Origin of the sequence: Roseivirga sp. E12 (assembly GCF_017592825.1) — a bacterium.
Classification (GTDB): Bacteria; Bacteroidota; Bacteroidia; order Cytophagales; family Cyclobacteriaceae; genus Roseivirga.
Genome location: NZ_JAGFMD010000002.1, coordinates 303,561 through 326,375, shown reverse-complemented (window position 1 = coordinate 326,375; position 22,815 = coordinate 303,561). Strand labels below are relative to the sequence as shown.

The 22,815-nt window shown below is 41.2% G+C and carries 21 protein-coding genes; 12 read left to right on the top strand and 9 right to left on the bottom strand.

The features are described from left to right. Window positions 1-63 precede the first annotated feature (63 nt). From J4E76_RS09090 to J4E76_RS09075, 4 genes are read left to right on the top strand one after another with little or no spacing between them, the layout of a single operon-like run. Window positions 64-2,133: a PAS domain-containing hybrid sensor histidine kinase/response regulator gene (locus tag J4E76_RS09090; RefSeq protein ID WP_208503328.1), complete on the top strand. Its 2,070-nt coding sequence runs from the start codon at window positions 64-66 to the stop codon at window positions 2,131-2,133. A gap of 21 nt (window positions 2,134-2,154) precedes the next feature. Further along, the gene (bioD, locus tag J4E76_RS09085; RefSeq protein ID WP_208503326.1) at window positions 2,155-2,766 is read left to right on the top strand and encodes a dethiobiotin synthase; all 612 of its coding nucleotides are present in this window, start codon (window positions 2,155-2,157) and stop codon (window positions 2,764-2,766) included. Further along, window positions 2,759-4,060, top strand: a complete 1,302-nt coding sequence (gene bioA, locus J4E76_RS09080; RefSeq protein WP_208503324.1) for an adenosylmethionine--8-amino-7-oxononanoate transaminase — start codon at window positions 2,759-2,761, stop codon at window positions 4,058-4,060. The genes bioD and bioA overlap by 8 nt, the downstream gene beginning before the upstream one ends. Beyond that, window positions 4,057-4,800 (top strand): hypothetical protein, encoded by a 744-nt coding sequence (locus J4E76_RS09075; RefSeq protein ID WP_208503322.1) that lies wholly within the window; start codon window positions 4,057-4,059, stop codon window positions 4,798-4,800. Before bioA ends, J4E76_RS09075 begins: the two co-directional genes overlap by 4 nt. Here the strand turns inward: J4E76_RS09075 and J4E76_RS09070 are convergent. Beyond that, a complete protein-coding gene (locus J4E76_RS09070) occupies window positions 4,797-5,600 on the bottom strand; it encodes a cupin domain-containing protein (RefSeq protein ID WP_208503320.1) in 804 nt (267 codons plus the stop codon). The genes J4E76_RS09075 and J4E76_RS09070 overlap by 4 nt on opposite strands. Before the next feature lie 225 nt (window positions 5,601-5,825). Between J4E76_RS09070 and J4E76_RS09065 the strand changes: the two genes are divergently transcribed. After that, complete coding sequence (locus J4E76_RS09065; protein WP_208503318.1) at window positions 5,826-8,246, top strand: PKD domain-containing protein; 2,421 nt, start codon at window positions 5,826-5,828, stop codon at window positions 8,244-8,246. On the opposite strand, the gene J4E76_RS09060 is transcribed toward J4E76_RS09065, so the two are convergent. After that, window positions 8,240-8,998 carry a LytTR family DNA-binding domain-containing protein gene (locus J4E76_RS09060; RefSeq protein ID WP_208503316.1) on the bottom strand — a complete coding sequence of 253 codons (759 nt, stop codon included), beginning with the start codon at window positions 8,996-8,998 and terminating at the stop codon, window positions 8,240-8,242. The two genes, J4E76_RS09065 and J4E76_RS09060, sit on opposite strands and share 7 nt — an antisense overlap. Window positions 8,999-9,154: 156 nt before the next feature. Here J4E76_RS09060 and J4E76_RS09055 point away from each other — a divergent pair, with 156 nt between their 5' ends. Next, a complete protein-coding gene (locus J4E76_RS09055) occupies window positions 9,155-9,532 on the top strand; it encodes a MotA/TolQ/ExbB proton channel family protein (RefSeq protein WP_208503314.1) in 378 nt (125 codons plus the stop codon). A gap of 43 nt (window positions 9,533-9,575) precedes the next feature. Here J4E76_RS09055 and J4E76_RS09050 read toward each other — a convergent pair whose 3' ends face one another. From J4E76_RS09050 to J4E76_RS09035, 4 genes are all read right to left on the bottom strand, one after another. Beyond that, window positions 9,576-10,463: a M48 family metallopeptidase gene (locus J4E76_RS09050; RefSeq protein WP_208503312.1), complete on the bottom strand. Its 888-nt coding sequence runs from the start codon at window positions 10,461-10,463 to the stop codon at window positions 9,576-9,578. A 212-nt stretch (window positions 10,464-10,675) separates the two neighbouring features. Continuing rightward, a complete protein-coding gene (locus J4E76_RS09045) occupies window positions 10,676-11,995 on the bottom strand; it encodes a dihydrolipoamide acetyltransferase family protein (protein ID WP_208503310.1) in 1,320 nt (439 codons plus the stop codon). Between the two features lie 73 nt (window positions 11,996-12,068). Further along, window positions 12,069-13,316 (bottom strand): competence/damage-inducible protein A, encoded by a 1,248-nt coding sequence (locus tag J4E76_RS09040; protein ID WP_208503308.1) that lies wholly within the window; start codon window positions 13,314-13,316, stop codon window positions 12,069-12,071. An 18-nt stretch (window positions 13,317-13,334) separates the two neighbouring features. Continuing rightward, window positions 13,335-14,513 (bottom strand): O-succinylhomoserine sulfhydrylase, encoded by a 1,179-nt coding sequence (locus J4E76_RS09035; protein WP_208503306.1) that lies wholly within the window; start codon window positions 14,511-14,513, stop codon window positions 13,335-13,337. A gap of 94 nt (window positions 14,514-14,607) precedes the next feature. Between J4E76_RS09035 and J4E76_RS09030 the strand changes: the two genes are divergently transcribed. Next, window positions 14,608-15,048, top strand: a complete 441-nt coding sequence (locus J4E76_RS09030) for a DUF5004 domain-containing protein (protein WP_208503304.1) — start codon at window positions 14,608-14,610, stop codon at window positions 15,046-15,048. Here the strand turns inward: J4E76_RS09030 and J4E76_RS09025 are convergent. Next, the gene (locus tag J4E76_RS09025) at window positions 15,043-15,363 is read right to left on the bottom strand and encodes a hypothetical protein (RefSeq protein ID WP_208503302.1); all 321 of its coding nucleotides are present in this window, start codon (window positions 15,361-15,363) and stop codon (window positions 15,043-15,045) included. The two genes, J4E76_RS09030 and J4E76_RS09025, sit on opposite strands and share 6 nt — an antisense overlap. A gap of 119 nt (window positions 15,364-15,482) precedes the next feature. On the opposite strand from J4E76_RS09025, the gene J4E76_RS09020 reads away from it, so the two are divergent. From J4E76_RS09020 to J4E76_RS09000, 5 genes are all read left to right on the top strand, one after another. Then, on the top strand, window positions 15,483-16,274 hold the full coding sequence (locus J4E76_RS09020; RefSeq protein WP_208503300.1) for a DUF6503 family protein: 792 nt from the start codon (window positions 15,483-15,485) through the stop codon (window positions 16,272-16,274). A gap of 326 nt (window positions 16,275-16,600) precedes the next feature. Continuing rightward, window positions 16,601-17,098, top strand: a complete 498-nt coding sequence (locus J4E76_RS09015) for a nucleoid-structuring protein H-NS (RefSeq protein WP_208503298.1) — start codon at window positions 16,601-16,603, stop codon at window positions 17,096-17,098. A 21-nt stretch (window positions 17,099-17,119) separates the two neighbouring features. Beyond that, window positions 17,120-17,701: a hypothetical protein gene (locus tag J4E76_RS09010; protein WP_208503296.1), complete on the top strand. Its 582-nt coding sequence runs from the start codon at window positions 17,120-17,122 to the stop codon at window positions 17,699-17,701. Beyond that, on the top strand, window positions 17,698-18,531 hold the full coding sequence (locus tag J4E76_RS09005) for a hypothetical protein (RefSeq protein WP_236017352.1): 834 nt from the start codon (window positions 17,698-17,700) through the stop codon (window positions 18,529-18,531). Before J4E76_RS09010 ends, J4E76_RS09005 begins: the two co-directional genes overlap by 4 nt. Continuing rightward, window positions 18,518-20,950 (top strand): leucine-rich repeat domain-containing protein, encoded by a 2,433-nt coding sequence (locus tag J4E76_RS09000; RefSeq protein WP_208503293.1) that lies wholly within the window; start codon window positions 18,518-18,520, stop codon window positions 20,948-20,950. The genes J4E76_RS09005 and J4E76_RS09000 overlap by 14 nt, the downstream gene beginning before the upstream one ends. Here the strand turns inward: J4E76_RS09000 and fabF are convergent. Next, a complete protein-coding gene (gene fabF / locus J4E76_RS08995) occupies window positions 20,947-22,191 on the bottom strand; it encodes a beta-ketoacyl-ACP synthase II (RefSeq protein ID WP_208503291.1) in 1,245 nt (414 codons plus the stop codon). The two genes, J4E76_RS09000 and fabF, sit on opposite strands and share 4 nt — an antisense overlap. Continuing rightward, window positions 22,184-22,789, bottom strand: coding sequence for a TetR/AcrR family transcriptional regulator (locus J4E76_RS08990; RefSeq protein WP_208503289.1), 606 nt, complete (start codon window positions 22,787-22,789; stop codon window positions 22,184-22,186). Before J4E76_RS08990 ends, fabF begins: the two co-directional genes overlap by 8 nt. Window positions 22,790-22,815: the final 26 nt, after the last annotated feature.

Sequence of the window (22,815 nt, the reverse complement as noted above, 5' to 3'; positions counted from 1 at the left end):
CATTAAATTTATATGTTCAATTGGTAAGTTCATAGTCTTTGCCGTTGATCACTTGAAACACGAATGTCATTTTTTATCTACTTTTCTTTAGTATTCTGCCTTGTTGCTGTGGGCGTACTTTCCTATTATTTGATCAACTATAAGAGGAAGTATCAAAAGTTTCAGGTGAAGCTCATCGATGAGAAGAGAAGAAAGGAATCCATCACAGATACCTTTGAGCTTCTGATGGATCACTCATCTGATTTTGTATTTAGGTACAACAAGAAAGGCATGATTATCTATGCCTCGAGTAATGTTGAACGGATCCTAGGTTTCGAAAAGGAAGATAATCAAGTACACTTTACTGAGCTTCTGACACCAAACCCGATCAACGACAAAATTGCGGGCCATATGTCCGGGTTTTTTGAGGGTGATCAGACCATTCGTACACCCGTCTTTGTAGAAGTATATGATGCTGCTAAGCAGACGCACATGTTGGAGATATTTGAATTCCCATTTTCAAATGTTGATGCAGAGGTGGAGTATGTGACTTGTGTGGCAAGGAATGTGACCAGCCTTTACAAAACTGAGCTCGAACTGAAAGAAAGTGAGCATCAACAGGCTATGATTTTACAAGCTATTCCTGATGCTATGTTCACACTCGATCGCGAGTGCCGTTATATCGATTATCAAGTACACAATGAAGATAAGCTTTGGTATAGACCATCTGACTTTTTGGGAAAAAAAGTGTCAGAAATAGTTCCTGGTCCACTGGGCAAAATCTTTGAAGATGCTATAACCAATGCTTTCAAGACAGGCGAGTTACAAACCCTGGAGTATGAGTTCGGAAAGCCGGGAGCCGAGGAAAACTTTGAAGGAAGGATCATAAAATTGGATCCAGATCGAGTACTTATCATTTCAAGAAATATAAGTCCGCAAAAGAAACTGGAAATAGAGTTACGAAAAGCTAAGAATGCTGCAGAATCTGCTGCAAAGGCCAAAAGTAATTTCTTGGCTACAATGAGTCATGAAATTAGAACACCAATGAATGGCGTAATAGGTATGACCAGTTTGCTAGCAGAAACGGAGCTTAGCGAAGAGCAAAAGGACTATGTAGATACTATCCAAGCTAGTGGGGATACACTCTTAAGAATCATCAATGATATCCTTGACTATTCAAAAATCGAATCCGGAAAGCTGTCTTTTGAAGAGACAGTGTTTTCACTGGAGAAAGTTGTCTATGACTCATTTAGCCTCTTTAATTTCGAAGCGTCAAAGAAGGAGTTGTCTTTAAATTCACACATTGACGAAAACGTTCCGCCATTTATAAAGACAGACAGAGGCCGACTACGACAGATTTTACTTAATCTACTCTCTAATGCCGTGAAATTTACTGAGCGTGGATCTGTGACATTAAATGTAGAGCTTGAGAGTATGTCTGCTAAGCATGCGGTAATCTGCTTTACGATTAAAGATACGGGGATCGGTATACCACAAAATAAGCTTGGTGGCCTGTTTCAGGAATTTACTCAGGCAGATTCTTCTCATTCAAGAAGGTTCGGAGGCACGGGCCTAGGCTTGGCAATAGTCAAGCGTCTTGTGAAGTTGCTACATGGCAAGATTAGCGTGAAGAGTGAGGTTGGCGTTGGGTCTGAATTTTCATTCAATACGCGCGTAAAACTCGCTAGCAAGAAAAACCTTGGAGAGGCAATCCTCAACCAAACTGAAATTCCAAACGACAAATCTGATCAGCTCATTAGCAATGAGTTTCCTTTGAAAATATTACTAGCCGAAGACAATTCTATCAATAGAAGACTAACTACGATTTTCTTAGAAAGACTCGGCTTTATTCCTGACGTGGCGGTTGACGGTTTAGAAGTAATCAAAATGGTGAAAGAGAACGCTTATGATCTGATTCTTCTTGATGTGTCAATGCCAAAGATGGACGGTCACATGGCCGCTCAGATTATTGGCGATATGGGTATGTCATCTCCTCCATACATTATAGGGTTCTCGGCCAATGCCTTTCAGGAAGACATAGATCTTGCTTTGGAGAGTGGCATGGACGATTATTTAACCAAGCCTATTCAATTTGAAGTTTTGCGTAACAAATTGATTGCCGCAGGTCAAAGAAGGTTCCCGTTTGTGTCTTAACTTGCCTCCTCATTTTTGAGTATGAACTATTTCGTTACGGCTATCGGTACTGATAGTGGAAAAACATTGGTGTCTTCCATTCTGGTAGAAGCCTTAAAAGCTGATTATTGGAAACCAGTTCAAGCAGGTATGCCCACTGACAGTGATAGTGTCAGAGGCTGGCTTAGCAATGAGCACTCGGTTGTACATCCTGAAACGCACCTGTTAAAAATACCTGCCTCACCTCATGCGGCAGCTAAATACGAGCACTTATCTATAGTGCTCGATGACTTTGTGCTACCAGAGACTGATAATGAAGTTGTGATTGAAGGAGCAGGGGGGCTTTTAGTGCCCTTGAACGATGAAGATTTTGTGATTGACATTGCTGTTGCATTGCAGGTGCCAGTGATTTTAGTGGCTAACCTCTATTTGGGAAGTATCAACCATACTCTATTGACAATAGATTACCTCAAAAGAAATAATATAGAAGTCAAAGGTTTGGTGTTTAATGGAGAGTCAAACCCAGAAAGTGAGCGAATTATAGAGCAGCACTCGGGCTACAAAGTACTTTTGAGATTGCCAAAACTAGGTTTGGTTAACAAAGAAGTGATTCAATATTGGGCAGATGAATTAATGATGAACTGGTATGAGTGATTGGGTGAAAAGAGATGGGGATGCTATCTGGCACCCTTTTACCCCGCTAAGGGGAATGGACGAGCCCATAGTAATTGAGAAAGCCGAGGGTGTAAACCTATATACTTCAGCGGGGGGTCGAATTATAGACGCGATATCATCTTGGTGGGTGAATATCCATGGCCATAGTCATCCACATTTGGCGGATGCTATTTCCAAACAAGCCAATGCATTGGAACATGTGATTTTCGCAGGGTTCACGCATAAACCGGCTATTGAATTAGCTGAGCGCCTGTTAGAGATTTTGCCTGATAATCAGTCCAAGATATTTTATTCAGACAATGGGAGTACAGCCGTGGAGGTAGCCATTAAAATGGCTTTCCAGTACTTCTATAATCAAGGCATAGAAAGGAAGAAAATTATCGCCATTGACGGAGCTTATCATGGAGATACGTTTGGTGCAATGTCTGTGGGAGAACGAGGCCCATTTACCGACCCGTTTGATCCTTACCTTTTTAATGTAGAGTTCCTTGATTTCCCGTCACCAGAAAAAGAGGAAGAAGTATGGCAGCGTTTTCAAACCCTGATTGCTGAGGGAGAAGTAGCATCATTCATTTTCGAACCTATTATTCAGGGTGCTTCTGGAATGCGAATTTATTCTAAATCACTTCTAGACAAGATGATCAAACTGGCTCAAGCCAATGATGTTATCTGTATTGCGGACGAGGTGATGACGGGTTTTGGTAGGACAGGAGGTCTCTTTGCTTCAGATTTGTTAGCATCCAACCCTGATATTTTCTGTCTTTCGAAAGGCCTTACAGGAGGTGCTCTTGCCATGGGGGTAACTAGTTGTACCGATAAAATCCAAGAAGCCTATCGCAGTAATGACCTCATGAAAACATTTTTCCATGGTCATTCTTTCACTGGTAACCCAATGACTTGTGCAGTGGCTAATGCCTCTTTAGATCTTCTTTTGACCAAGGAATGCGAGGAGAATAGAGCAAGAATCAATAACCGACATAGAGCCTTCGAACAAGATTTAATTGGACAAGATTTGGTCAGAAACACGAGGGTTTTAGGTACCATTATAGCATTTGAACTTAATACCGAAAGGGATACATCCTACTTTAATGAAGCCAGACATCATTTGTATCCATACTTTATTGATAAGGGCATTCTGATAAGGCCACTGGGTAACGTGATTTACCTAATTCCGCCTTATGTCATATCCGATGAGGATTTAGACTTCATTTATAGAACTATCCTTAACTTTCTAAACGAATATCCATCACTAATTAAAAATCAAGAGTTATGAAAAGGTGTTTTTTGACCTTGTTGGTTGTTTTTACATTTTCCAACTGTGAAGCCCAACAGGCGAACGATGTTTACTATAAGGTTATCACTATGCGTGCCACCCCTGGTAAACTTCTTGACTTGATTGATGTGATTAAGGTGGATTTGAAGAACTATGAAAGGGCTGGTGTCGAGAAGCCTTTCTTAATGAGACATTCTCAAGGGGATCAATGGGACTTACTGTTGATGTATCCTATAAAAGACTTAAGTAAGCATTTCTCGGAAAATGAGATGACCAAGAGAAGGGAGAACTCAGCTACTTTGGATCAGGGGTATGGAAGGCCATATTATAACTTGGTGTCGTGGCAAGAAGAGTCGATTGTTGAAGGCCCATCATTGAAGGAGTTCAACGATCGTTTTACGGAGTTTGATTATTACCATGTAGAAATGTTCCAAGCATTGGCCGGTAAGCAAGAGGAGCTCCTCAGACAGCGTGAGATGGAGAATGTTTATCTGACAGAAATTGGTAGGGACACCAATCTAATCTTCACCAAGATTTTCGGAGGCGAGGTCGATATCTTCACTCTGGGGTTCTATCGAGACATCAAACACTTTGCTGAAAGTGCAGATATTCCAATTGAAACAGAGAATGCTGCGGCTAAGAAAGCTGGTTTTGAAAGTGTTTATACTATTGGAAGCTACCTACGCTCTTTATTGCTTGAGCATCATGATACGCTAGCCGGAGCCGTTAGAAACGACTAAGCAGTTTTTTCTGTCACTAAGTATTTGACAATGCCGTGTCCTTTGCTTTGCCAATTCCCGGTAAAGCCTTTTGGTATTAGAAAGAAGTCTCCTGTGTAAAAGGTGTGTAACTCTCCGATACTGTCAGTGATGTCTATTTGGCCAGAAAGCAGATGAATCAGTTTTTCACTCATGGGACCAGATGACTTCAAAGATCTGGGTGCCTCTGCCATAAGCTTAACAGTCAATTCAACGCCTTTGGTAAGGACATGCTCATAAATACCTTGCTCATTGATTTCTATCTCGATGCCTGATAGTTTGTCTTTATCCAATAATTCTGGAACTGTCTTTGCTGAATTTGCAGATGACGCTCTCTCCGTAGTAATAATTGATAATTCGTAGTGGTAATTGTCATTGGCCACTATCTGCCAACTGCCGGTATATCCCTTAGGGATAAAGAAAAACTCGTTTGACTGAAATGCCATTTCTTTACCACCATTGGGAGTGATTTTGGCCTTCCCATTGAGCATGTATACCACTTCATCAATACCGAAGTTATCCATGCGAGTTGTCCACGACTGACTAGAAACTACATAAACGCTTAAATCTTCTCCCCTTAGTAATCTTCTTTGGAAGAATTTACGTTCAGGCTCAGCATTCAGAGTTACCTTTTCGAGACCCACTCCCGACAAGGCCGATTTATCTAGAAGAATTGGTTTTAATGTATTGCCCTGAGCAATTAGTAAGTCGTTTGGTAGAAAAAAAAGTAATAAGAGGGTAGGTGCGATTAGTCTACTTAGGAGTGTTCTTTTGGCTGACATAGCTTGAATTTGATGAAAAAAGAGCAGTTTATTCTAGAGGATCGACAGAGTCGATGAATTCACAGACCATTTACTAATCGGGATAGACGAATTTCAATATTCGCCACGTATTGCTTATTTAAAGGGGGTGCCCAGCTTTGTACAAGTAGGGTCTTTGCTATCAAAGGGTTATCATTACTACTTGGGAAGATTAGAGTCCTCTCAAGTAGGCCAAAACATAGAAAGATGAAAAAGTTAACTAACACCAAACTTTTTACTTTCACCTTTTTTATACTACTAACTCAACTCTCGCTGGCTCAAGTCCAAAAGCCAGTTAAAGCGTATGATATGCGCTTTGGTGGCTCCGCACGTGATACGGATGTCAGCTCCATAAGAACCAATGATGGTGGTTTCCTACTTACTGCTAGTTCCCTCTCAGGAATTAGTGGCAACAAAACGACACCTAACCAAGGTGATGATGATTGGTGGGTGGTTAAAACCGATGCTGATGGAAATATTCAGTGGGACTTTAATTTTGGAGGAACCTCAGAAGAAGGCTTTGAGGCAGGTGCTGTGCAAACAGCCGATGGTAATTTTGTACTGGCAGGAAGAACCCGATCAGGTATTTCAGGAGATATTGATTCTCCATCAATGGGTTCTGATGATATCCTACTTATAAAAATTTCAGCTGCAGATCGCAGTGTAATTTGGCAAACGAGGGTAGGTGGTAATGGTGCCGATTGGGCCTTTGATCTTAAAGAAACTTCTGGTGGCCACATTATAGTCGGTGGCTATACAACGTCAACTGACCTTGTTGGCATTAGCCCGATGGGCTCTCTAGACTTGTATTTAGTGAAAATAAATTCGGTAACAGGAGATAAGATATGGGAGAGAACTTACGGAGGTAGTGGTTTCGAATCTGCCGATGAACTATTGCCCAATGTCGATGGTGGAGTGGTGGTAGGAGCTTATTCTGCCTCTGCCGATCTGGGACAGGCAAATAATGGAAGCTTTGATTACTGGATATTCTCCACTGATGGAAATGGTGATGTACTTTGGGAAGACCTATATGGAGGACCTGGTTTAGACGCTGTTCGGTCTATGGCTCAAATGCCTGATGGAGGTTTTGTATTTGCAGGCCAAAGTGGCTCTGGTGCAGGAGGAGATAAGTCTGAAGGAAATAAAGGCTTTGATGATATTTGGGTGGTAAGAACCAATAGCATTGGTGAGTTACTCTGGGAAAAGACAATTGGAGGTGCAGGTTATGATTGGGGACAGGCGGCCTATGCTTTGCAAGACGGGTCAGTAATTGTTGGCGGTTTTTCAAATTCTCCATCGGGAGGAGATAAGTTAAGTGATAACATAAATGCCTCTCTAGACATTTGGTTCTTTAACCTTGATGTTGCTGGGAACTTGATATGGCAGGCTGATTTCGGTGGAGCAGGCTCTGACGGAGAGCTGAATATTCCATTTTACGATGAGCTGAATCACGAAGTCTATTTATCAGGAGGTACTCAATCTGGACAAGGTTATTATCTCTCTACACCAAATTTTGGAGGGTCTAATACTGACCTGTGGTTGTCTAAATTCAAGCTTCATTCAATAGAAAAGACAAGCCTAAATGTCTGTGATGGTCAATCTGCAAATGTGTTATTGGAAGGTACTCTCCATACTGGAAGTAATAACAGACGATATGAGTTAAGAAACCCTGATGGGTCTTTGAACGGAGTGAGTATATCAGGAGAATCACCAGAAGTGAATTTACTAAGTGGGACGGTAGTCAATGACACGACCTTAACTGTTTATGCCCTGAGTGATGTTGGTGATGGAAGTATTTTAGAAGAGTTCATCGGGGAAGTCAATATTGCTGTAGGAGATGAACTGCTCAATGGAGCTAAAGAGACAGAGATAGTTTTTGAAGAGAATATCTGCTACAATAAACGGGCGAAATTATTTGTTACTTCCTCTGAGATTGGCGTCATGTATTCATTAATAGATGGCGAAGGTAATGTTCTAGTTGCGAAGGAGGGCAGCGGAGGAGAATTGGTTCTAAGAAGCCCTAGGCTGAAGGAATCGACTTTTTTAAGCCTCAAACTTGACAATATGGCGACAGGCTGTTCTGTGATTCATGACACTCCCGTTACTATTGAAGTCGAAGATAAGATCACCGCAAAAATGTCCTTTGACCGAAATGATATTCAGATCAATGAACCAGTTTCTTTTTCGGTAATTGATGATGATGGCATTGTATCATGGGAATGGACCTTCAATAAGAAGAAAGAAGTGTCAGGAAGGGATGTGTTTCACACTTTCAAAAGGCCAGGTGTACATTGGATAAAACTGAAGGTTACCAATGAGAATGGTTGTACTAAGGAGATCAGAAAAAAGATTCTGATTAAGCGTAAAATATTCTTTGGAGTACCGGGTGTTTTTTGGCCTTGTACCAATCAAGGCCCCTTCAAAGCGAAGTTAAAGCATACCAAGAAGGAACGTCTTGTGATTGTCAACGGCCGTGGTAAGGTTGTTTTCTCTGGCAAGAACGAATGGCATGGTTTCGATAAAAGAAGAAGGCTTGTTCCTGCAGGTAGGTATTATTACCGAATAATGGCTACGACTGTAGATGGAAAGCCATTCCAGAAAAGAGGTTCTTTTTACGTTTCTTATTGATTTACCTCTGTCAGCTTAATCTTTGATAAAGCCTCTTTCTTGTACTTTCTGCCTAAAGGAAGTTTCTCAGCGTTTACCTGCATAAAGTCATGTCCGTATGCTTCCAACTTATGCTGGTTTATCAAAAATGATCGGTGTATACGAAGAAACCAATCGGGTAAGGATGACTCAAGGAAGCTAATTTTCTCTTTGGTTATAATCGTGTCAGACTCTCTGTGGATTTTGACATAGTCGGCAAGGCTTTCGATATAGAGGATGTCATTCACAGCCACTGGAATTGACTTCCTATTTGACTTTATATTGATAATCTCCTGACGGTTTTTATGTTTGAGTGTATCCAGTTTTTCTTGGTTCAACTCATTGGCCTTATAGGTATGCATAAATGAGAAAAGAATGGCAATGAAATAGATAACTACTACCATCTGGAATAGATCAGCTGAAACAGGATTCATTTGGTCCCACTGCAAGTCCGCAAGAGTAATAAATGAAAACATGGAGATAACGGCTGTCAAGAAAGCTGAAATGATAATTGTGTAGACAGTGTAAAGCCCAAATTGGAAGTGTTTTCCTTTTGACAAATACTTTGGTACTAAAAATAGATTGAAGAAGTAAGAGCTGCCTACTGCCACGGGCATAAGCATAGATGAGTAGTAGAAAGACTCAACATAATTGCCCCATCTTATACCGAATAAGATATTCAAAAAACCGAATATCACGATCCAGAAAATTATTTGATGTGATGTTTTGATCATAGACTAATCTCAATGAATTACTTCCCTAATCTCTTCATTTTTTAGCTATTTTAAAGGAATTGTCGATTAACGACAAGTCTGGTGGGGGATATGACCTGTACATTGGTCCGGCTGGTTAATAGCTTTGAAATTAAGTTTTAACCTAAAGAAGTACATATGTTAGATTTAATTAATGAAGGTGGTCCATTTTTTATGGGACTACTCTCCATAATAGGAGCTGGTATGATAGCACTGGCAATTTTCAACACCTACTCTATTTTCAAAAGCAGCGAAAGTCAAAAGGCTAATGCTAAAATTACTCAAGTGAGGGAAATTGGCTTGCTTGCTTTAGTTATGGGAATCTTAGGCACCACCGTTAATCTTTTAGGAGCATTTCAAGCAATTGAAGCTGCGGGCGATGTGTCTATGAGTTTATTGGCAGGTGGGCTCAAGTATTCTACCTATACTATCATCTATGGAATGGTGATTTACGTTCTATCGCTGTTGGTTTCAATAGTCCTCAGGTGGCGATTGAATAGCATGGTATCAGCGTGACAATACTTATTCAAGGAGTGCTTTAGGTGCTCCTTTATTAAGACTATTTGTTGTCAGTTTCTAGCTCTTGAAGTCTGCGATTGGCATTCTCATATTTAGGGTCTAGCTCAATCACTCTCTTAAATGCCCGAATGGCACCTGCTTTGTCCTCATTGAGCAATAGTCCTTCGCCATAGCTGTTAAACACTCTCGGTGAATGTGGGTAAATAATGGTATTGAATTGGAAGGTGAGTAGGGCCTCCTGTATTCTATTGGAGCGCAGGAATACATAGCCCAAGGTGTTTAGCTCTCTATCCTTGCCTACCAAATGGTTGACTTTGTTTAAGTGATTACGAACATCTTTTATGATGTCTTCCATAGATTCATTTTCAAAGAGCTCTAATAAGTAGGTGGCCGCTCGATAATTAGGCTCTGAAGCATAACCAACTGCAATCTGGGCAAGGTCAAGCTCCAAATCATTTCTGGGATATTCGACAATTCTCGCATACTCTTTTCCTTCTTCTTTGAAGATAAAAGTTGGGACACGATGAATTCTTAAACCTTTTTCTTCCCCATTAGGACCTTGTTTGTACTTTTCTACACCATCATAAAGCGCAGTGAAGTTCAGTTTGTCTTGATCTAAACCAAGGTCATTCCACATTTTGATAAATTGAGGAACCCACCTTTTACTATCTCCGCACCAAGTACCGAGATATATATCTACCTCAGTGTTCTCTAGGTTCTTCTTCCAGTCTGTTGGTGTACCTTTTAATGAAAATAACTTCCAATTTTCCTCGAACCATACGCCATAGATAGAATCTGCTTTCAGTACTTCAAGGTTAAAAGGGCCGGCAAGGTGTTTTTCTGCTCTTGCATTGAGATAGGTTTGTGGCGTCTGGGCAATAGCTAAATGACCAAAGAGTAAGGTTATAAGTAGGAGGTGCTTTTTCATGTGTGAAAGAGAGTTGTCAGATATCTGACTAAATATAAATGCAATATTAGAGAACAACCAACCCAATCAATGACTGACCAAAAAAAGTTAGCCAGTGTAGGGTTTGGTTCAACCAACGACCAGTTGATTGTTCAATTGGATTGTAACAGGTTGACAATAAAAAAGCCTCATATCAACTAAGATATGAGGCTTATAAAATTGTCAGTTAACTATCAGATAGTCATCGAAGGATCGAAGCGTTCCAAATAATCGGCAACTCTTCTCACGAACATTCCTCCAAGTGATCCATCAACCACTCTGTGGTCGTATGAATGAGATAAGAACATCTTATGTCTGATCGCAATAGCATCTCCTGTTGGCGTTTCAACAACTGCTGGCTTCTTCACAACAGCACCAAGGGCAAGAATACCTACTTGAGGCTGCATAATGATCGGGGTTCCCATTACATTACCGAAAGACCCAACATTAGAGATAGTGTAAGTACCACCTTGAAGGTCGTCAGGAGTCAGTTTGTTTTCTCGTGCTCTACGGGCTAAATCATTCACCTTTTTGGTCAAGCCTACAAGATTGTATTGGTCAGTGTTATGGATTACTGGAACAATCAAGTTACCACTAGGTAAGGCAACAGCCATGCCTACGTTGATCGCTTTCTTTTTTACGATGTTGTTACCGTCTACCTGAATGTTCATCATTGGATAGTCTTTCAGTGCGTTCACAACAGCCTCCATAAAGATCGGAGTGAATGTGATTGGCTCACCTTCTCTCTCTTTGAAAGATTGCTTAATTCTGTTTCTCCAGTGAACGATGTTGGTAACATCTGCTTCAACAAAAGACGTAACGTGTGGAGAGATTCTCTTCGAATCTACCATACGCTCAGCAATCATTTTACGCATGCGGTCCATCTCGATGATTTCATCCTCACCAGATACCGAGACTGGCATTGGCTTCGGTGCACTTGCCGATGGAGGTACAATCGCTGGTGCAGGCGTAGCGGCCGGAGCTTGAACACCACCTGCAGGCCTATTTTTCAAATAGGCCATAATGTCTTTCTTGGTAACACGGCCTTCGCGACCAGTACCAGGTACTAGCTCCAATTCGGCCATAGGGATACTCTCCTGACGTGCGATGTTCATCACTAGCGGAGAATAGAACCTATCAGATGCAGGCTTCTCTAATACAGCATGTCCATTTGCAGCTACTGGGGCAGGAGTTTCATTGGCTTGACCATTGACAGCTGCTGGCTTTTCAGCGGGAGGAGCAGAAGTTTCGGGTGTAGATACTTCAACCGCAGCATCCGTTTCAATTTTTGCAATTGGAGCACCTACAGGTACAACGTCTCCCTCTTGCACAAGAATTTCCTTTAATGTTCCGCCATGTGTGGCAGGAACTTCAGTGTCTACCTTGTCGGTTGCAACCTCAAGTACGGATTCATCCGCTTCAATAGTTTCACCTTCTTGCTTTAACCAAGATAGTACAGTACCCTCCATGATACTTTCTCCCATCTTCGGCATTACCATTTCTACTATAGCCATAACTAAATACTAATGATTAAAACGATTGCATTGAACCACAAAAGTACGTCTTTTACCAAATATTATCAATGTTTTAACCCTTCAAACTTTTTCTAACCAAATTTAGTACTGATATTTCTGTTAATTCAATATTTAATATTCTGTTTTGGGTCAATTGCAGCTTTTTTGCTACGGTTTGTTCTCCATCTGCGTAGGCTATCCAAACTGTTCCGACAGGCTTGTCTGGGGTTCCTCCTCCGGGGCCAGCTATTCCACTGCTAGCAGCACCAATATCGGCTTTAAACAGCTTTCGTACGCCTTCAGCCATTTCTTTCACACAGGCTTCGCTTACCGCTCCATGTGTCTCCAGAGTTTGTGGCTTAACGCCTAAAACGTTGATCTTATGATCGTTGTGGTAGGGTACTACTCCCCCTTGAAAGTAAGATGAAGAACCAGCGATTGTTGTGAGTTTATGTTGAACATACCCTCCCGAACAACTCTCTGCCAAAGCCAATGTTTTGCCTTCTTCCAATAGCATTTCGCCAATGGCTTTTTCAAGTGTTGTCTCGTCATAGCCGTAGACATATTTGCCTACAAGCTGCAGAAGGTCTTCAATAAGCGATTGTACCTCTTGCTTCAACGATTCTCTGTCATCACCTACAGCTGTAAGTCTTAGTTTGACATGCCCAATGCTAGGCAGGTAGGCAAGAGAAATGTGCTCAGGTAGCCCATCTTCCCAAGATTTGATTTTATCTGCTAGGAAGGATTCACCTATACCGACTGTTTTAATGAGTTTGTGATAGATGACTGGGGTTTGGAAAAACTCTCTGAGCTTGGGTATCACGAGTTTCTTCATGAGGTTTTTCATCTCATGCGGTACGCCTGGCATGGAAACGAATATTTTTCCATTACGCTCGTACCAAGTTCCAGGAGCTGTCCCCAGATCATTATGTAGAACCTCAGCAATTTCTGGAACGAGTGCTTGCCTGCGGTTTAGTTCCGTGAAGACTCTGCCTCTGCGTTCAAAGAAATCTTGAACATGATTGAGTACATCTTCATTCATAACGATTTCGCTGCCGAAATAATGGGCTAACATGGGCATGGTAAGATCGTCATTGGTAGGGCCTAAACCTCCTGTTATTAAGACTATGTCCGCTCTTTCTTCAGCTTGAGAAAAAGCTTCAAGAATATCTAATTCTGTATCCCCGACTGTAGTTTTTCGAATTACTTTGACTCCAAGTTCATCGAGCTCCGCACTCATCCATTGGGAATTGGTGTCAGTGATTTGACCGTAAAGAATTTCGTCTCCTATGGTGAGAATTTCTGCGAGTACTTTCTTCATTCAATGAATTGTAAAACCTTAAATACTGAGATCGAGAGCTTGTCGAATATCTGCAATGATATCATCAACATGCTCTAAACCTACCGAGATGCGAATAAGTTCTGGAGTAATGCCAACTTTTTGCCGCTCTTCTTCACTGAGTTTGGCGTGGGTCGTTGACGAAGGGTGGGTAACGATTGTCCTACTGTCACCGAGGTTAGCGGTTAAGGAGCACATTTTGATCTGATTTAAAAATCGCTTTCCACGCGCTAAACCTCCTTTAATACCGAATGAGACCACTCCACCTCCGGCAGACATTTGCTCAATCGCTATTTTATGCTGTGGGTGTGAAGGCAGAAAAGGATATTTTACCCATTCGATCTGATCATTTGATTCTAGGAATTGAGCAACTTTCAACGCATTGTCACAGTGCCTATCCATTCTAACTGCCAGCGTTTCTAGACTTTTCGATAGTACCCAAGCATTGAAGGGAGACATTGCAGGGCCAGTACTTCGACTGAAAGCATAAATCTCATCAATCAGTTCCTTTCTTCCCACGGTTACACCCCCGAGTACCCTGCCTTGTCCATCTATGAATTTGGTAGCGGAATGAATAACGAGATCAGCACCATGCTTGATGGGTTGCTGTAAATAGGGGGTTGCAAAGCAGTTATCAACTACTAAAATTAGATTGTTCTTTTTGGCGAAATCTCCCAGCCAATTTAAATCAACCAAATCAACACCAGGGTTGGTTGGTGTCTCCACATAAATCATTTTGGTATTGGCTGTAACAACCTTTTCCCAAGAAGCAGTGTCCTTAAGATCGACATAGGTTGTTGAAATGTTCCATTTCGGGAGAATCTTGTTAAATACAGTGTGTGTAGAGCCAAATATCGATCGGCAAGAGAGAATGTGGTCTCCTGCTGATAGTAGTGAGGCAAATGTTGAAAAGACTGCAGCCATACCCGAGGCAAAAGCATAACCTGCTTCGGCCTGTTCCATGGCGCAGATTTTATTGACAAACTCTTCAGTATTTGGATTGCTGAAACGGCTATAGATATTTTTATCTATCTCACCAGCGAATGCGGCTCTCATTTCCTCTGCATCTTCATAAGTGAAGCTTGAGGTAAGATAAAGTGGTGTTGAATGCTCTTGCGCATGTGTTGTTCCGATTTGCTGTCGGATGGCTTGAGTTTCAAATTTTTGAGCTTTGTCCATGTCAATTAATTGTTGACCAAAGATAATTGCTCTTCTCGCTAGTGGATAGCCAGTCTTGGAAAAGTTTGTAAATGATTAAATAGAAATAATGAAAATGGAAAGATCAATACTAAAGAGAATAGGCGGACTTCTTTTGATTGTCCTTTTAATAAATGCCTGTGATAATGAACCAAGCACCACACCAGAAGATGACGGCAGCGAATTGGTTGGTGTTTGGACAGTCACCTCTGCCGTGGCAGCGAATTGTGATGATGCAAATGAGAATGGATCGTTTGGTACAGTTTGCACCACCACTGATTGTCTGAAAGTTGAATTTAAGTCTGACGGAACATTTGTCAGCACAGACTTGGAAGATGGTGTTACCGTCAATAATAATGGTACTTATTCGGTATCAGGTGATCAACTTACTATCACCGAAGGAATGGATGTTCAGGTGGCTACATTTGAGATACAGAATGGAACATTGACTCTTCAAGGTAATGAGACTGAAACTGGCTGTGATGTTGCTACTACCTTGGCCAAAGATTCTTTATAGGCTTTTTGACATCTTCTGATAAGCGATTTCGGCAAGTAATACCCATTTGTCAGAAGATGTCTCTGCTATTACAAACCAATCTTTTAAAGGTGGTTTGTTTTTGAATGGGTTTAGTAGTTCGTACTTATGAATACCCTCCGAGCTCGGGTCAAAATCTCTTCCGAGCTTAAATACCATCTTATCTCCCCACAGAAAAGCAAAGTTTTTGCCTTTGTATTGAATACCAGAGGATGACATCATTTTGCCCTCGGCTACTTCCGGGTGCATTGATAAATCTGATAGAATGCTTTTGAATATTTTTTCTGAAGCTGTCATCGCTAAGTTATTTTAGTGGCATATTTCTTTGGGAGCTGTGTATTAGGTTTGCCAATACGTAATGCTGCTGACAAAAGATAAGGCCTTACAAGTGAATCTTTGTCCTAAAATTGTCAAACATGAAAAAATTATTATTCCTCAGTCTATTGACGATCTTAATGGCCTGTGAAGGGAAAAAAAGTGAATCAAAAATAAAGAGTGAGCCAGAAGTCATAGAGACTTCAAATGCTGATCACCATACTGTATCTATTTCGAAAGTGTTCGAGGCCCATGGTGGTTTCGAGAACTGGAGTGCTTTGAAAACGCTGTCATATGACAACGGTGGGCAACATACCATAGTGGAACTTCAGAATAGGTACACCCGCATTGAATCAGAAAATCAAACAGTTGGATTTGATGGTGAGAAAGTTTGGGTCAACCCACCAAGTGAGAATGCTTCCAGACAAAGAATGAGGTACAATCTTATGTTCTACTTCTACTCTTTTCCTTTTGTAGTAGGTGATCCTGGTATTACTTATGAGGATTTGGAGCCAATTGAATTGCAAGGCAAGAGCTATAATGCCGTAAAAGTTTCTTATGGCGATGGCATTGGTGATTCTCCTAAAGACAACTATATCGTATTATCCGATCCTGAGACTAACCAAATGAATTGGTTGATGTATACGGCTACTTTTGGTAGAACTGAATCGAGTGATCGTTTTAGTTTGATAAGATATGAAGGTTGGAAGGAATATGAAGGGGTTGTATTGCCGAGTTCTCTACAGTGGTATCAATACACTGATGGCGTTGTTGGGGAGCCAAGAGGAGGAGCACGAGTATTCGAAAATATTAACGTGTCAAAGGAGTATCCGTCCATGGATAATTTCAACATGCCAGAGGGTGCCCAGGATGTTACCAACCCTGCTACGTAAGAGACTTAAAAAGATTGATTTTGAAGCCTTGATCGATGAGATTGAGGCTTTTTTAGTTTTTGACCTTCAATTTTAGTTGACTTTTTCTTAAAAGATCAAAAAAAACACGTTTTTGGGTTGCCGTTCGGTCTATCTATTACAACAGTTTCAGATTAAACCCGTAACTTTAAACATCAGTTTAAAAACTGATAAACCTATCTCAACCCTATGAGGCATGATTGCTGATCTGGGTTATCGTCTACATTTCTTGTAGATAACTCACTGTATAGCGTATTATTAATTGAAACATGGATTAGCCAAAGAGGCCTATTCAAAACTTATAACAGATGAAAATTAAAAGAACTCTACTTTTTAATTCCCTCAAGGGTTTGGCCTTTGTGGGAGCCATTATTTTAACAACAGCTTCTTGTAAAAGTCAGAAGGCACTAGCTGATGTAGCTCCGGAGACTCCTGAAGAGGTCGTGGTTGTGGAGACGCCTGAACCAGAGCCTGAACCAGAGCCAGTAGTAAAGCCTAAAGAACCAAGTGCAGAGGAAAGAATTACTAGCAGTCTGAATTCCTACTTCTCTGGTATTGCCAATGCATCATCTACAAGTGCTGCTAACAGTAGCATTCAAGAAGCGCTCCGTATGTTCGGTAGCTCAGAGGCACCAGTGCTTATTATTTTTTATGCCGCAAATGGCCAAGAAGATTTTGACGAGCCTACTACGATTTCGAAATACTTGAATTACCTAAAAGACCAAGGAAAGAACCCTCATAAGGTGAAAGAATTAGTAATGGACGCTCAGGGTAAAGTCAAAGAACTAGTTCTCGTTAAAAAGTAATTCACCTTTATTGAAGACATTATGAAAAAGTATATAACAAGACTATCTATTACGCTTGCAATCATCTGTTTCTTGGGTATCAATCTTTCGGCCCAGACAGCTGTAGATCCAAATAGAGAAAAAGCAATTGACTCTTTGGCGCTTGAAAAAGTAAAGGATCTCGGTAAGTACATCAGTATTATTGGTAACAAAGACACCCCTTTTTCTGAAGCGACCAGAGTGATGGATCGTGCTGAAGAGCTTTTTGCTCCAGGGAGTGAAATGGGAGTTTCCTCTTTAGCGTCAGAAGAGATTGAGTATTATAAAGTCCGTGAATACTTCAAGCGATTAATGGCCCTGAACTATGACAAGGTGACCATTGAATGGTATGACGTTCAGTACATTTCTGATTTGGAAAGACAGCCTGACGGAAAATATGTTGGGGTCGTGACCGTTTACCAAAAGTTCGAAGGAAGAAGTGGTGACTTACTGAAGTATAAGGATACTACCAAAAAGGACATTACAATCTATGTTGAAAAGAAGTCGACCCAAATTGCTGGTAGAACAGTTGAGTTCTGGGATGTTATTTTAGGAGACATAAGAGTATCAGAAACCTCTGTATGATTCAGAAATTAAGCTTATTTATAGTATTACTTTGTGGCGTTGTCAGTGTTGGCAACGCCCAAGTGCTTGATGACGATTATGACATTGAGCAACAATTATTAGCGAGTACCAAACAGCTCAATCAGTTCTTTAAGCGATTTAATGGTGAGGAGAATAACAAGGGTGTTGAATTCGAACCTGGCGATCGACAGTATCGCAATGCAAGATTGAGAAAGAGGTATTTGAGTATGCTCTTCGATGAGGAATATGCTCAAATCTCGAAAGACCTTAAAACACGGTTTATATCCGATGCTACCAAGTCTGACAGTCCACAATTCTTAGGGCTGAGATCAGACGAGTGGTTTGCTGTTGTCAATACCACCTTTGAGTATGAGGGAAGAGAAGAGGCAATAACATTATATATGGAGATGCAACAGGAAGGCCTCGGTTATGAGTGGGTCATTTCGAAAGTTTCTTTCGGCCGATATAAGCAAATGTTTGACAAACAACGTGGAGAGACCAAAGAATTCCTTCATCCCATGAGTCATGAATTGGATTTCATGAATTTGAGAAAAGCTCTGGTGAAAAATGGAAGCCCTGAATCTTATACACTCGCAGATTATGAGCCAGATTACTTAACGCTATTCATTTATGAAGTGAAAAAGGGTCTGCTAAAATTCAACACTGTCAACCGAATTAAATTTCACTTCTTCAGCCTTGATGGTTGGTACTTTGCACTTAACAACTTTAACAGAGCCGGTTATAATACTGGATGGTTAATCTCTGACCTGACAGCAATCAATAAGCCCCAAAAGGAACAGCTATTGAAGATAATCTATGATCAGAACTAGAGTATTTCTTCCTCTTATCATACTTTGTTTTTCAGTCTGTGCCATTGCCCAAACTGAAAATCCAACAGACACTTTGCCCGATCCGGAAAAGGAACAGGCTATGGCTATGGTGGAGGCTGTTGAGTACTACTTCAATTTGCTAGGTTCTAAGCGGACCAAAACACGCGAGAAGGAAACAATTATTAATGAGAGCTACAAAAAGCTCTTTTTGGATGATCGCGTTCAGGTGGAAGATGATCTGCAAGAGAACCGTTCCACTCAGATATTCAAAGACATTCAAGCTTACTTAAAGGATATTGATTTCTTCTTTAAGGAGGTGGTTTTTGATTTTGAAATCAACTCAGTAGAGCGGCTCTACACTGCCGATAGTGTCCCTTATTTTAAGGCCGATATTACTAGAAACCTTAATGCTATAGGTATAGCTGATGATACATTGAAAATCTCTGGACAGCGGTTTATAGAGTTGAATTTTGATGGACCGCAGAGAGAGATCAAAGTCGCTAGTATATACACTAATAAGATTAATCGCGAGAGACAGCTGAAGGCTTGGTGGCTTAATCTTTCAGTGGGGTGGAAGCAGATTTTTCAGGATGAGATCGGTATATACGATGATAGTCTCACGGTGGATGAGCTTACGCGAATTGCGGGGATGGACTCCTTAGATTTATCCGGTAACGATCAGGTAGTTAATCTTGATCCAATTTATGTCTTGACCGATTTATCATACCTGAAGCTCTCAGATTCTTTTATAACCGATTTGAGCCCATTGCTTTCTATTAATCGCTTGAGAACTCTCGATATTTCCCAAACATCGGTACACGATTTAAATGCATTGAAGTATCATACGGATATAGAGCATATGATTTTGCATGATAGTCACGTAACTGATTTCTCCGTGTTGGGCTTTTTTGAAAAACTCAAACGGCTTGATCTAATGGGCTCACAGTTTGAGGATTTGTCTTTCATTTCAAGCCTGAAAACGCTCACAGAACTCAATTTGGCTAGCGCAACGGGAACCAATACCATTGACTACTCTCAACTAATAAACCTTCAGCACCTGAGCCTTCAGCAAAGTGATCTTAATGGTTTGAATGGGTTTGAGGGAATGGTTGAACTCAAAGAACTCAATATTCAATTTACTTCAGTTGATAGTGTCGAAAATTTAGGTGGGCTTAAGAGCCTTGTTTTACTGACCATTTCGGACACCAATGTCAGTGATATAAGCCCGCTGATAAGTGTCGGTTCTTTGAGCAAGCTATATGTAGATGGGTTGAGTTTAGAGAATAGTCAGATAGACAGTTTTGTCGAGAATAATGACGCCCTGCTTATCCGTGATATAGCAGCACTTAAGGCTTGGTGGGATTCACTTTCCCCTGAATGGAAGACGCTTCTGGTCACTCAACTCAACAGGCAGAACCCAGCAACAGAAGAGTTGGTGCCACTGCTTAACCTTGCCGAATTGAACGCAGGTAATTCTGGTATTAAGACGTTAGAACCACTAGTAATGCTCAAAAAGCTATCTAAACTCAATGTTAGCGACAATATTATTACCAGCCTCAAGGGAGTGGAACAACTTGCCTACTTAGTAGAGATCAAATTAAATAATACGAATGTAAATGATTTGAGACCTTTAAAAGGATTGGTTAACCTTCAAGTGATCGAAGCAGAAAATACTAGAGCCCGAGAAGTGAAATCCCTAACCAGTCTATCAAAATTGACATATCTCAACGTTGATGGATCTTCAGTAACCAAAAGAGATGCTCGAACCTTAATGGATGCTATACCTCATCTGAAGCTACGTTTTCAAACAGGATCCTTGATGAGTTGGTGGACAGGATTAAGTGGAGACATGCAGACTATTTTACGTCAAAACGCAAATGTTTCGACTAGGCCTAGTTCTGATGAGTTGCATGCATTGGTCGACATTGAAGCATTAGAAGTTAATGGACCGATTGATCCGAGTGACCTAACTACACTCGATGAATTCGTCAACTTGAAATCTCTTAAGCTTATTAGAACCGGTTTAACCAGTTTGACTGAGCTTCCGGATATTCAGACCTTGACTAGCCTTAGTATTACCCAAACTCCTTTCGAGGACTTGAATTCTTTGTTGCGGTTTGAAAACATTACGAACCTGGACATCAGTAATACAGCTATCACTGACCTGAGCGATCTATCAGTGATGATAAAGCTGAAAGAGTTGAACTTCTCAGGGACTACTGTCAAAAGGCTAAGAGGGCTTGACAGGTTGGTGAACCTCGAAACAGTAGACTGTTCTAATACACGAGTATCAAGGCTCGATGATCTATTTCTGCTCCCGGAATTGAAGCAAGTCATTTGCTTCAATAGCAAGTTGAACGGAAAGGATATTGAGTCGCTCAAAGGGTCCCAACCAAAGGTGAAAGTCGTCTTCTACTAAGCTTTGTACTTCTTGAAGATTGCCGTAGCAATATGGCCACCAAAGCCGAAGGTATTGCTCATGGCGTAATTAACTGTCCTGTTCTTCGCTGTTCCAAGAGTCAAATCATATTTGTCTGCCCAATCTGGTTCAACATCTTTAGTATTGATGGTAGGAGGGATGATGTCGTCTATCGTTGCCATAATGCTGGCAATGGCCTCAATAGCTCCAGCGGCACCTAGTAAGTGGCCTGTCATGGATTTAGTGGCACTGATGTTTAGATCTGGATTCTCACCAAACACCCTTGCTATAGCTTTAAGTTCGCTAACATCGCCCATAGGAGTAGAGGTAGCATGCATGTTGATATAGTCAATATCTTCCGGCTTAATTTCCGCTTCTCTGAGGGCTTCATTCATGCCCAGGTAAGCACCTTCGCCATCAGGGTGTGTACCAGTAAGGTGGTAAGCATCTGCCGCCATACCACCACCAACTACTTCTCCATAGATGTGGGCTCCGCGAGCCTGTGCATGCTCCAACGATTCTAAAATCAGAGCACCAGCTCCCTCGCCCATAACAAATCCATCTCGGTTAACATCGAAAGGCTTAGAGGCACCAGCGGCATCTTCATTGTTAGTGGATAATGCTCTAGAGGCATTGAATCCTCCAAGACCTGCGATGGTAATTGGAGCCTCGGACCCGCCCGTGACAATCATATCCGCCTTGCCCCAACGAATGTGATTAAAGGAATCTATAATGGCAGTAGTGGAGGTAGCACATGCTGATATTGTCGTGAAATTTGGGCCTCTGAGCCCATATTTAATCGAGATGATACCTGAAGCAATGTCAGCAATGATTTTCGGAATGAAGAAAGGATTGAAACGAGGAGTCTCACCATTCTTAACAAAGTCGATCATTTCTTCCGTGAAGGTTTCAATACCTCCATTACCAGAACCCCAAATGACGCCCACACGATTTCTATCGAGGGTTTCAAAATCAATCCCACCATTTTTGATCGCTTCTTCAACAGCCACCAAGGCATAAGAAGTAAATCTGTCATAACGTCTTGACTCGCTCTTTGGAATGTGCTCGTTGAGATCAAAATCTTTCAACTCACAAGCAAAATGTGTCTTGAATTTAGAGGTGTCGAATCTGGTGATCTCGGCCGCACCACTTTGACCGGCTTTTAAGTTTGTCCAAAAACTTTCCAGATTATTTCCAACTGGAGTCAGTGCTCCCATTCCCGTAACAACTACTCTACGCATGATCGTTTTGTGCTAAGTTCGATTCAATAAATTTCTGTAAACTATTTGTAACCTCATTAAAGTATTCTGGTGCATTCAATGTTTTTGAGACCAGAATACCGCCCTCAAGAAGTGCAATGAAAGTGTTTGCAAAGCTTGATGGATCAACCATCGGACTCACCTCCATCTTACGCTGACTATCTATAACGATGGTTATAATTTCCTTACGCCAAAGATCGAAAGTCGTTTGCACCTTTTCCTTTAACAGTGGATGTGCATCATCAGTTTCAATGGCACTATTCATTAATGGGCATCCTCCGTTCTCAGCAACATCTCTATAGTGATGTTGATAGAAGGTGACTAGGGCAGATAGCTTGTCGATGGCATTGCCGTTAATGGCGATCGATTTATAGAGGCCCTTTTGAAGGAAGCGTAGGTTGAATTCGAAACAAGCCATTGCCAAGGCGTCCTTACTCCCAAAGTTGCCATAAATGGCACCTTTGGTAAGGCCTGTGGCGGATGTCATGTCTGAAAGACTGGTGCCATACACTCCTTTTTTATTAAAGATGGGAGCTACTTTTTCTATTATGAAAGCTTTCGTTCTATCCGCTTTTTTCATCTTATAATAAAATTATACCAATCGGT

Excerpts from the sequence above, each read along its gene's own strand:
- J4E76_RS09090 (WP_208503328.1), top strand. The coding sequence starts at position 64 with ATGTCATTTTTTATCTACTTTTCTTTAGTATTCTGCCTTGTTGCTGTG.
- bioD (WP_208503326.1), top strand. The coding sequence starts at position 2,155 with ATGAACTATTTCGTTACGGCTATCGGTACTGATAGTGGAAAAACATTG.
- bioA (WP_208503324.1), top strand. The coding sequence starts at position 2,759 with ATGAGTGATTGGGTGAAAAGAGATGGGGATGCTATCTGGCACCCTTTT.
- J4E76_RS09075 (WP_208503322.1), top strand. The coding sequence starts at position 4,057 with ATGAAAAGGTGTTTTTTGACCTTGTTGGTTGTTTTTACATTTTCCAAC.
- J4E76_RS09070 (WP_208503320.1), bottom strand. The coding sequence starts at position 5,600 with ATGTCAGCCAAAAGAACACTCCTAAGTAGACTAATCGCACCTACCCTC.
- J4E76_RS09065 (WP_208503318.1), top strand. The coding sequence starts at position 5,826 with ATGAAAAAGTTAACTAACACCAAACTTTTTACTTTCACCTTTTTTATA.
- J4E76_RS09060 (WP_208503316.1), bottom strand. The coding sequence starts at position 8,998 with ATGATCAAAACATCACATCAAATAATTTTCTGGATCGTGATATTCGGT.
- J4E76_RS09055 (WP_208503314.1), top strand. The coding sequence starts at position 9,155 with ATGTTAGATTTAATTAATGAAGGTGGTCCATTTTTTATGGGACTACTC.
- J4E76_RS09050 (WP_208503312.1), bottom strand. The coding sequence starts at position 10,463 with ATGAAAAAGCACCTCCTACTTATAACCTTACTCTTTGGTCATTTAGCT.
- J4E76_RS09045 (WP_208503310.1), bottom strand. The coding sequence starts at position 11,995 with ATGGCTATAGTAGAAATGGTAATGCCGAAGATGGGAGAAAGTATCATG.
- J4E76_RS09040 (WP_208503308.1), bottom strand. The coding sequence starts at position 13,316 with ATGAAGAAAGTACTCGCAGAAATTCTCACCATAGGAGACGAAATTCTT.
- J4E76_RS09035 (WP_208503306.1), bottom strand. The coding sequence starts at position 14,513 with ATGGACAAAGCTCAAAAATTTGAAACTCAAGCCATCCGACAGCAAATC.
- J4E76_RS09030 (WP_208503304.1), top strand. The coding sequence starts at position 14,608 with ATGGAAAGATCAATACTAAAGAGAATAGGCGGACTTCTTTTGATTGTC.
- J4E76_RS09025 (WP_208503302.1), bottom strand. The coding sequence starts at position 15,363 with ATGACAGCTTCAGAAAAAATATTCAAAAGCATTCTATCAGATTTATCA.
- J4E76_RS09020 (WP_208503300.1), top strand. The coding sequence starts at position 15,483 with ATGAAAAAATTATTATTCCTCAGTCTATTGACGATCTTAATGGCCTGT.
- J4E76_RS09015 (WP_208503298.1), top strand. The coding sequence starts at position 16,601 with ATGAAAATTAAAAGAACTCTACTTTTTAATTCCCTCAAGGGTTTGGCC.
- J4E76_RS09010 (WP_208503296.1), top strand. The coding sequence starts at position 17,120 with ATGAAAAAGTATATAACAAGACTATCTATTACGCTTGCAATCATCTGT.
- J4E76_RS09005 (WP_236017352.1), top strand. The coding sequence starts at position 17,698 with ATGATTCAGAAATTAAGCTTATTTATAGTATTACTTTGTGGCGTTGTC.
- J4E76_RS09000 (WP_208503293.1), top strand. The coding sequence starts at position 18,518 with ATGATCAGAACTAGAGTATTTCTTCCTCTTATCATACTTTGTTTTTCA.
- fabF (WP_208503291.1), bottom strand. The coding sequence starts at position 22,191 with ATGCGTAGAGTAGTTGTTACGGGAATGGGAGCACTGACTCCAGTTGGA.
- J4E76_RS08990 (WP_208503289.1), bottom strand. The coding sequence starts at position 22,789 with ATGAAAAAAGCGGATAGAACGAAAGCTTTCATAATAGAAAAAGTAGCT.